The sequence below is a fragment of the Campylobacter sp. US55 genome, from assembly GCF_004378955.1.
In the GTDB taxonomy this organism is placed as follows: Bacteria; Campylobacterota; Campylobacteria; order Campylobacterales; family Campylobacteraceae; genus Campylobacter_D; species Campylobacter_D jejuni.
The window spans coordinates 69,760-78,866 of sequence record NZ_RYYF01000009.1 but is presented as its reverse complement, the minus strand read 5'-3'; the positions used below and the strand labels follow the sequence as shown (position 1 = coordinate 78,866).

5 protein-coding genes are annotated in these 9,107 nt (G+C 27.9%); 3 read left to right on the top strand and 2 right to left on the bottom strand.

Translation table 11 applies throughout. The features are described 5' to 3' along the window. Positions 1-174: 174 nt before the first annotated feature. From ELQ07_RS07060 to ELQ07_RS07050, 3 genes are all read left to right on the top strand, one after another. Positions 175-1,572, top strand: a complete 1,398-nt coding sequence (locus ELQ07_RS07060) for a PD-(D/E)XK nuclease family protein (protein WP_134224932.1) — start codon at positions 175-177, stop codon at positions 1,570-1,572. 61 nt (positions 1,573-1,633) lie between these two features. Beyond that, positions 1,634-5,374: a class I SAM-dependent DNA methyltransferase gene (locus ELQ07_RS07055; protein ID WP_134224931.1), complete on the top strand. Its 3,741-nt coding sequence runs from the start codon at positions 1,634-1,636 to the stop codon at positions 5,372-5,374. Then, positions 5,374-7,080 (top strand): hypothetical protein, encoded by a 1,707-nt coding sequence (locus ELQ07_RS07050; protein WP_134224930.1) that lies wholly within the window; start codon positions 5,374-5,376, stop codon positions 7,078-7,080. Before ELQ07_RS07055 ends, ELQ07_RS07050 begins: the two co-directional genes overlap by 1 nt. 29 nt (positions 7,081-7,109) lie before the next feature. On the opposite strand, the gene ELQ07_RS07045 is transcribed toward ELQ07_RS07050, so the two are convergent. Both ELQ07_RS07045 and ELQ07_RS07040 read right to left on the bottom strand, forming a co-directional pair. Continuing rightward, entirely contained in the window at positions 7,110-7,811 is a 702-nt protein-coding gene (locus ELQ07_RS07045; protein ID WP_002842934.1) for an SIMPL domain-containing protein, read from the bottom strand. Next, complete coding sequence (locus ELQ07_RS07040; RefSeq protein WP_134224929.1) at positions 7,808-9,010, bottom strand: multidrug effflux MFS transporter; 1,203 nt, start codon at positions 9,008-9,010, stop codon at positions 7,808-7,810. The genes ELQ07_RS07045 and ELQ07_RS07040 overlap by 4 nt, the downstream gene beginning before the upstream one ends. Positions 9,011-9,107 lie beyond the last annotated feature (97 nt).

Genomic DNA, 9,107 nt, shown 5'->3' with positions numbered 1-9,107 from the left:
GAAGCTAAGCACATCGTGGGTGATGATACTACGCCTTACTGGCAGGGGGAAAGTAGCTCATTGCGGACTTGTTAAATTCTGCTTAACTCGCTTATAAAATTAATAATCAGTTTTTTAGTTTGTAATTAAAAATTTATTTACATGTAAAATTGTATAAAATTTCGGAAGTGATGCATGGAAAAATTTATTGAAAGATTACTTGAAGAAGATATTAAATTTGAAAAAGATGTAAGCAATGGTTTGAGTGATATAAATATATTTGATGCTTTGAATATTGAAACAAAAGAAAATTATCATTCTAAATTTATAGCTTATTTAATTGATATAAACAAGGATCATTATCAAAAAAATTTTGCAAAGGTATTTTTAGAAAAACTTGGTAAAAGTTTAGGAAATACTAAATTTGAAAATTTAAACATAGAAGATATAAAAAGTGTAGAAACAGAAGCCTGCATAAAAGATAATAGAAGGATAGATATTTTAATAACATTAAGTGATAAAAGATATATCATAATAGAAAATAAAATTTATGCAAAAGATCAAAAAAATCAATTGAAAGATTATATTAATTTTGTAAGAAAAAATATCAAAAATATAGAAGATTGTTATAAAAACATATTGACTATATATTTGCATCAAGACGAGTTTGCTAGTCCTAGCGATTATAGTTTGGGAAATTTTACCATAAAGACAAATTTGATTAAAGATAAAAATGAAAATAATGTTAGCTATTATTTGAAGATGGATTACATATGGATTAAGGAATGGATTGATGAGTGTATAAAAACATATGAAGAAAAGTTAACCAAAGATCAAAAATTTATTCTTGATATACAAAACATTATTTTTACTCTAAATCAATACAAAAGTATTTTACAATGGTATATGACAGATGAGTATACTCAAAGAGATGATGTATTAGAATTTATTTTTCAAGACAATATAAAAATGCAAAATTTAAAAAATGCTATGATTTTATATAGATATAACAAAAATAAATCAGAGCTTAAAAATTTAAATGAAGAAAAATATAAGAAAGCTAAAGGTATTATCCAGCATAAATGGAGTAACATCTGCGAATATATAATAGAAGAATTTTTTGATAGTTTTAAACATAAGGAAATTAAAATAGGTGATATAACTTTTATCGGCAATAAAATAGAAGAAAATCGTGTTAATCATGGTGTGTTTATATTTTATCCTATAGATTATAAGAGTGAAAGCATATATCCATGTATATATATTTATTTTAGAAAAAATTACTATGATACTGTTGGTTTGACATTTGAAATTTCAAATGATAATGAAGAAGATATAGAAAATGAAAAATATAAAGAATGTTTAAAATTATTTAAAGATGTAAAAGAAGAAAATGTTAGAAAATATCAAAATCACTATTATTGTGATAAATTAATAAACAATGAAAAATTAGAAGGAGAATACGCTTTTATTTATTGGTTGATTGAAAATCAAAATTCTAAAAAAGATTTTATTCAAATTTTAAATGATTTTTTTATTAAAAAACCTATACAGCAAGCATATAAAGGTATTAATGATATATTAAATTCTTAAAAAAATTTTATATAAAAGTAAAATTTGATAAAATACAAAATATTTTTTATAAAGGTTAAAAATGCATTTCACTTTGCTAAATGAAAAAGATTTTTTCAACCCATACTACCGCAAAAAGCAAATCATGCAAAATGAATTTGATATATTTAACAAGGCTTTAATGCAATATCTAGAAAGACTTGAAAGTTCGCAAAGTGAAAATGAAGATTATCTTGTAGCTAATGCACTTAGTCCATTTTTAACCATGTTAAATTTCAAAACCCACATCAAAACCAAGCAAAAAGGCAAAAGTGAGATTGACTTATCCATCTCTAAAGATGAGTTTAGTAAAGACTTAGAAGTTCTTATTGAGGCTAAAAAGCCAAATTCAAAAGAATTTATCACTCATACAAAGGTAAATTCTAAAGCCTTACATGAGACTATTTTATATTATTTTAGAAATAGAGAGTATAGTTTTAGCTTAAAATTTATTATCATCACAGATTTTTATAAATTTTACATTTTTAAAATTAGTGAGTTTGAAGAGCTTTTTTATAAAAATCCAAGTTTTAAAAAACTTTTTGAAGAATTTTGTAATCCAAATTCACTTTTCAAAGGTAATACTGAAGAATTCTATAAAGAAGTAGCCAAACTCATAGAAAATTCCAAAGAAAACTTAAAAGGCTTTTTGATTGACTTGACGTTTTTAAAAGACAAACAAAAATCAAATTTTAAAAACCTAGCAAGTATTTATAAAACTTTTCATAGAGACTTTTTGCTAAGTGAGTTTAACCCCAACGATGCAAATTCACTCAACAACGCTTTTTACAAAGAGCTTTTATATATCTTAGGGCTTTGTGAGAGCAAACAAAACTCAAAACTCATCATCACAAAAAGCCAAGAGAGCGAAGAAGAGCAAGGCACTTTCTACACCGCTATAAATTCTAAGCTTAAAGAAGAAAATTTTGAAACCATCTTAAAGCTTTTGATCTTATGGCTTAATCGCATTTTGTTTTTAAAGCTTATAGAGTCAAATTTGGTGCGTTTTAATGATGATAAAAATTTGAAATTTTTAAATTTCAAAAAAATCCCTGATTTTGACAAGCTTAGCGAACTTTTCTTTGAAGTTTTAGCCAAAGAAAAAAGCACGAGAAAGAAAAGCGAATTTGCTTATCTGCCTTATTTAAATTCTTCTTTGTTTGAAAAACAAAGCATAGAAAACACACTTGAAATTTCAAGCTTAAGCAATGACTTAAAGCTTTTTTACTATAAAAACACCGTGCTAAAAGATGATAAATGCAAGGCTAAAAAAGGACAAGTGGGGCTTTTAGAATACTTGTTTGAATTTTTGGATAGTTTTGATTTTGGTAGCGATGATGAGCAAAGCGAAATTTTAAGCCAAAAAGAACTCATAAGTTCAAGTGTTTTAGGAAATGTGTTTGAAAAACTCAATGGCTACAAAGAAGGAAGCTTTTACACGCCAAGCTTTATCACTTCTTATATGTGTAAAGAAAGTATCACAAAAGTTGTGCTTGATAAATTCAACACTCAATTTGATCTTGATGCTAAAGATATAAGCGAGTTAAGAAGATCTTTAAGAAAAGAAGACAAAAAAGCACAAAAAGAGCTTTTAAATTCCATAAAAATTTGCGATCCTGCGGTGGGAAGCGGGCATTTTTTGGTTTCTGCTTTAAATTGTTTGCTTAGCATTTATGATGAGCTAAATCTTTTTGATGAAGAATTTTATCTAGAAGTGCAAAACGATGAAATTCTCATCACGGGTAGAAAAGGTGAGTTTATAGAGTATAAACGCCCAAGTACGCCTAAAGATAAAGCCCATCTTATCCAGCAAGAACTTTTTCACACTAAAAAAGACATCATAGAAAATAACCTTTTTGGAGTCGATATTAACCCAAACTCATGCGAGATCACGAAGCTAAGGCTTTGGATAGAGCTTTTAAAACATAGTTTTTATCAAAGCTTTGATGATGAGAATTATCACGATCTTAAAACCCTACCAAATATCGATATAAACATAAAATGCGGGAATTCTTTGGTATCTTACTTTGAAACAGGCAAAAGCCTAAACCACTATCCTAACATCAAAGAACGCATTAACAAATACAAACGCATAGTAAAAGACTATAAAGAGGGTTTTTACACTGATAAAAGCCACATCAACCAAGAGATAAAAAATCTCAAAATTTCTTTTAAAAATTTCTGTTTTGCAGATAAATTTAAAAAAGAAATGAAAAGCTTTAACGATAAATGTGAAAAATACTCTAAAAAATACGGAAATTTCTTAGCCGTAGATGATGAAAATTTGAAATTCTTTGTTAGTGCGAATTTGACTCTTTTTGACTTTGATGAAAAAGAAGCCACAAAAGAATTTGCAAATCTTAAAAAAGAATACGACAATATCTTCAACCTAGAAAGCAATCATCCTTTTGAATGGCGTTTTGAATTCCCTGAAATTTTGGACGATGATGGAAATTTCAAAGGCTTTGATCTCATCATCGGCAATCCGCCTTATATAAGACAAGAAGAGCTTAAAGAACTCAAGCCCCATTTAGCTAAAAATTATAAGGTTTATAAAGGCACGAGCGATATTTATACTTATTTTTATGAACTAGGATTTAATGTTTTAAAAGATAATGGGGTATTGAGCTATATCACTTCTAACAAATACACGCGTGCAGGATATGGGGAAGCTTTGCGTGAATTTTTGCTTAAAAATGTTAAGGTTTTAGAATACACTGATTTAAACGGCATAAAAGTTTTTGATAGTGCTACAGTGGATACTTCCATACTTTGTTTTGAAAAATCAAAAAGCAAAGATAATAAATTCAAATACCTTGCCCTAAGCAATGAAATTTTAAAAACTTGTGCTTATAATATCGGCTTATATAAGGACTTTGCAGAATTTTCGCAAAATTCTTTAAGCAAAGAAAGTTTCACTTTTAGCGATGAGAATACTAGTGCCTTAAAGGCTAAGATAGAACGCATAGGAACTCCGCTTAAAGAATGGCAAGGACTTAATATATATCGTGGAATTTTAACAGGCTATAATGAAGCCTTTATCATCACTACTGAAAAAAGAAATGAAATTTTAGCAAATTGCAAAGATGAAGCTGAAAAAGAACGCACCGCTAAACTCATACGCAAAATGCTACGCGGACGCGATATAAAAAGATATAGTTACGAGTGGGCGGGACTTTGGGTGATAAATACTCACAATGGCTATAAAAGCAAAAATGGAGAAAAAACAGAAGCGATAAATATAGAGCATTATCCTAGTTTAAAAAAGTATTTTGATGAATTTTATCCACAATTAGAAAAAAGAGCTGATAAAGGCTTGACTCCTTATAATCTTAGAAATTGTGCGTATATCGAAGAATTTGAAAAAGAAAAGATAGTGTATCCGTGTATAATGGCAAAAGAACCTTGTTTTTCTTATGAAACAAGTTTCGCATTTGCAATGGCACCTGCTAATATAATAACTTCAAATTCAGATATTTTAAAATACATACTTGCATTTTTAAATTCTGATTTTATATATTTAATGTTAAGAAAATTCTATATGGGTGGTGGAATAGAAGGAGAGTTAAAAACAAATAATCTAGAAAAACTTCCTATACCAAAAATAAATTCTAAAAATCAAAAATTAGCCGATGAGCTTATAAATTTAGTCGATGAAATTTTAAAAGCCAAAGAACAAGACAAAAACGCAAACACCCAAGAACTAGAAAATAAAATCAATTCTTTGGTTTATAAACTTTACAACCTAAACGAAGAAGAAATAAAAATCATAGAAGGCAAGTAATGGAATATAACGAGCAAATAATAGAAATCGCCAAAAAGTTAAATATAGAAAAAAATAAAATATTATATGTAAAATATTCTAATTTATTTGAAATTAGTGATTGTAAAATATCTATTGCTACTGACATTTTTCAAAAATATAATTTATTTTTTAATAATTGCAAAGTGCCAAATTTAATTTTAGAATTTCCTATACAATCTTTAAAATTTAAATCGTGTTGTTTTGAAGATGGTTTTACAATAAGAGATGATTTTAATGGATATGTTTCAATTGAAAATAGTATTTTTGAAAATTATTTTAGTATTCTTTGGGTTAAAAAAGAAATATATAAAATAAATATCAATAAGAATAATTTTAATGATGTAGGTATTTTTGAGAATAAAATTTTAAATTTTAAATTCGAAGAAAATACTATACAAAATATTAGTGTAAGTAATAATTTATTTAGCAAAGAAGCTTATTTTAATTATAATAGCTTTAGTAATGAGTGTATATTTTTTAAAAATTCATTTGAAAATTTATCTTTTTATGAAGCAAAATTTAATTCTTTTGTATTTTTTCAAAATACTATAAAAGGCAGTTTAAATGCTGTCAATGCAAATTTAAATTTTGATTTTGAAAATTTAGAAAATAAAATCAATGAACAATATAAAGAAATTAATAAAAATAAAAAAGAACAAGATAAAAAATCTTTAGATAAATTTGCTAATGATTTTAGGGATTCTTTTAGGACTTTTAAAAATGCTTTGATAAAAGATAACAATGCCTTAGACGCTTCAAATTTTCATAAATACGAGCTTTATTGTAAAGAGATAGAGCTAAAAGAAAGTTGGAATAAACTTAAAAAAGTAGATATCGATGAAGATATAGATCAAAATAATAAAAATTATTCTAAATTGATGGATTTTTTACTTTTAGGATTTTATAGAAAGCTTTGCGATCATCACACAGACTTTTTAAAGGTTTTTAATAATCTTATATTATTAATTGCTTTATATGCTTTGTTTGTTTTTGGTTTTACTTGGTTTCATGATGATAAACTAGAAGATACAAAAGCAATTTTAACTTTATTTAGATTTTTTGATAAGTTTAAGTTTTATTTTAATATCGGAGTTGATATTTTTATGGTTTTAGGGTTTATTTTAGTATTGTATAAGATAGATAAAAATTTTATCAAGTCTTTTTCGAATATTTTAAATTTTTTTAAATATTTGTCTCATATAAAAAAATGGTTACTAAAAATCTTTAAAAAAGAAATTTTTGTAAAACTTTTTTTAACATTAAAGATAATAGGATTAGATTTAGGGTTTTTGGTGGAAAGTTTAATTATTATATTCTTTATCCCTTGTGTTTTTTATGCGTTATTTTCATTATTTGGATTTTTTTTAAATTTAGGTAAAGACTTTGGATACTCGATATTTATCAATACTTTGTTTGTTAGTTTATATATTTGTTTAGTTTATACCAAATCTTTGTTTTTTGGTAGATATATAGTGCTTATCTTTTCATATATAGGATTTTTTACAATACTCATAAAACAACCTAGTATAATCCACCCTCTGATAGGAAAAATCGCAAATGAATCTGATAAATTTTTTAATTATCCAAGCTTAATAGTGCTAAACATACTATATACCATACTTTTAGCTTTAGTCCTTTTCTCACTCCAAAAAACCGCACGAAAAAATTCCATAGTGCCAAGCTAAGCCTTAAAGCTTAGCTTGAAATTTTATCATCAGTCTTTTAAGTAGTATTCTATAGTAGAAACCACTCTTATGGTTTTGATGTAAGGGGTGTTTTTATCTCTGTTGCTGATGCTAAATTGCCCTTGAGAAGCCTTTTTTATCTTGCCTAGATGGCTGTTTGAGTCTTGTGCGAATTTTATCGCTGCATTTCTGGCATTAAGCGTTGCTTCTTCTATCATTTGAGGTTTTATCTCATTTAACTTGGTGTAAAGGTATTCTATGTCATAATTATCGATTTTCGTTACTATGCCAAATTTTGCAAGACTTGAAATGTTTTCTAGTATGCTTTTTCCAAGCTTTACATTTTGAGTATAGATGAGTAAATTCGCAGTACCTATGTATCGGTATGTAGCTTGAGTATCGTTGCTATAAGGATCGCTTAAACGATCTATGATGTTTGGCGAGTTGTAGCTGATCTCATCTTCTTTTACGCCTTGTTCTTTTAAAAATTTGATGATATTTTCTTTATCTTGTTCTAGTTCTTCGTATAAATTTGTAAGATTATTGTTTGATCTTGTGAATTTTATAGGAAGTATCAAAGTATCCGCTTCGACTTCTTTTTGACTTAAACCCTTTACACTTACACTTCTTTCAAGTGTTTTAAAATCGCTTAAAGCCTTGTTAAATCCAAAAGCTAGAATCAAACTTGCCAAAACTATGGCTAAAGCCATAAAGATATTATTTGTTTTCATTTTTTATCCTTTATTTTGATTAGAAAATATATCATATTTGCAACCAATACGCAAGCACACATTACAAAAGCAAGGATTATTGGTGTATTTGCATTGATAGCTCCAACCACGAAGGAGATAAAGCCTGCAAAACCAAATTGCACCGTTCCAAGCACCGCAGAAGCAGTTCCGCTATGTTCTCTAAACCTTGCCATGGCTAAAGTCGTGGTATTGGGTGCGATGAAACCAAGCATAGCGATACTTGTAAAAATACTAAGTTCAAAAAGCAAGAAATTTGGATGAAAAAAGGCATTTACAAGTAAAATCACGGTCGATATAAACATTATCATCAAAGCTTTTGCCAAAATTTTTTCGCTTTCGTGTTTTAAAACCAATCTCGCATTGATATTTGCACAGATGACAAAACCTAAAGCATTTATCCCAAAAAGCAAAGCAAATTTTTGCTCACTTAAGCTAAAAAACTGCGTAAAAACAAAGCTTGATCCTGTGATATAAGCAAACATCGCCGCCAAAGCAAAAGAAGCACACAGTATATAAACCAAAAAGCGTTTATCGCTTAAAACAAATTTGTAGCTTTTCATCGCTTCATGATGGGAAAATTTTTTGTTTTTAAGATGAGGTGCGGATTCTTTTAAACCAAAAAGTATCATCAAAAAAAGCAAAATTCCCAAAGCAAACAAAGTCGCAAAAATACTATGCCATGAAAAATACTCTAGCAAAATTCCCCCAAAAGTTGGCGAAAGCATGGGGGCAAGAGAGCTAAAAACCATCATCAAAGCAAAAATTCCTGCAGCTTCTTTGATCTCAAACAAGTCATTGACAATAGCCCTTGCGATAACCACACCTGCACAACCCCCAAGTGCTTCAAAAAATCTTAAAGCGATAAAAGCATAAATATCATCGATAATCACACAAAACAAACTCGAAACGATGAAGAAAAATATCCCCACCAAAGCTGGAATTTTACGCCCAAAAATATCACTTAAAGGCCCATATATAAGCTGTCCTAAAGCAAAAGCGATAAAAAAACTTGCGATACTAAGTTGGGTTAAAAAAGAGTTGGTTTGAAAACTTTGCTCCACATGAGAAAGTGCAGGCAAATACATATCTGTAGAAAGTGGTGCTATGCTTGACATCAAAGCAAGGATAATGATAAGTTTAAATTTGGCAAAGCCGTGAATTTTGGTGTGTTTTTGCATTTGTAATCCTAATTATTCTAAAAGAATGATTTTAACAAGTCAATCTTAGAATAATCTTTGTTTTTCTATGTTAAATTTAGGGAAAAATTCTAAGGAA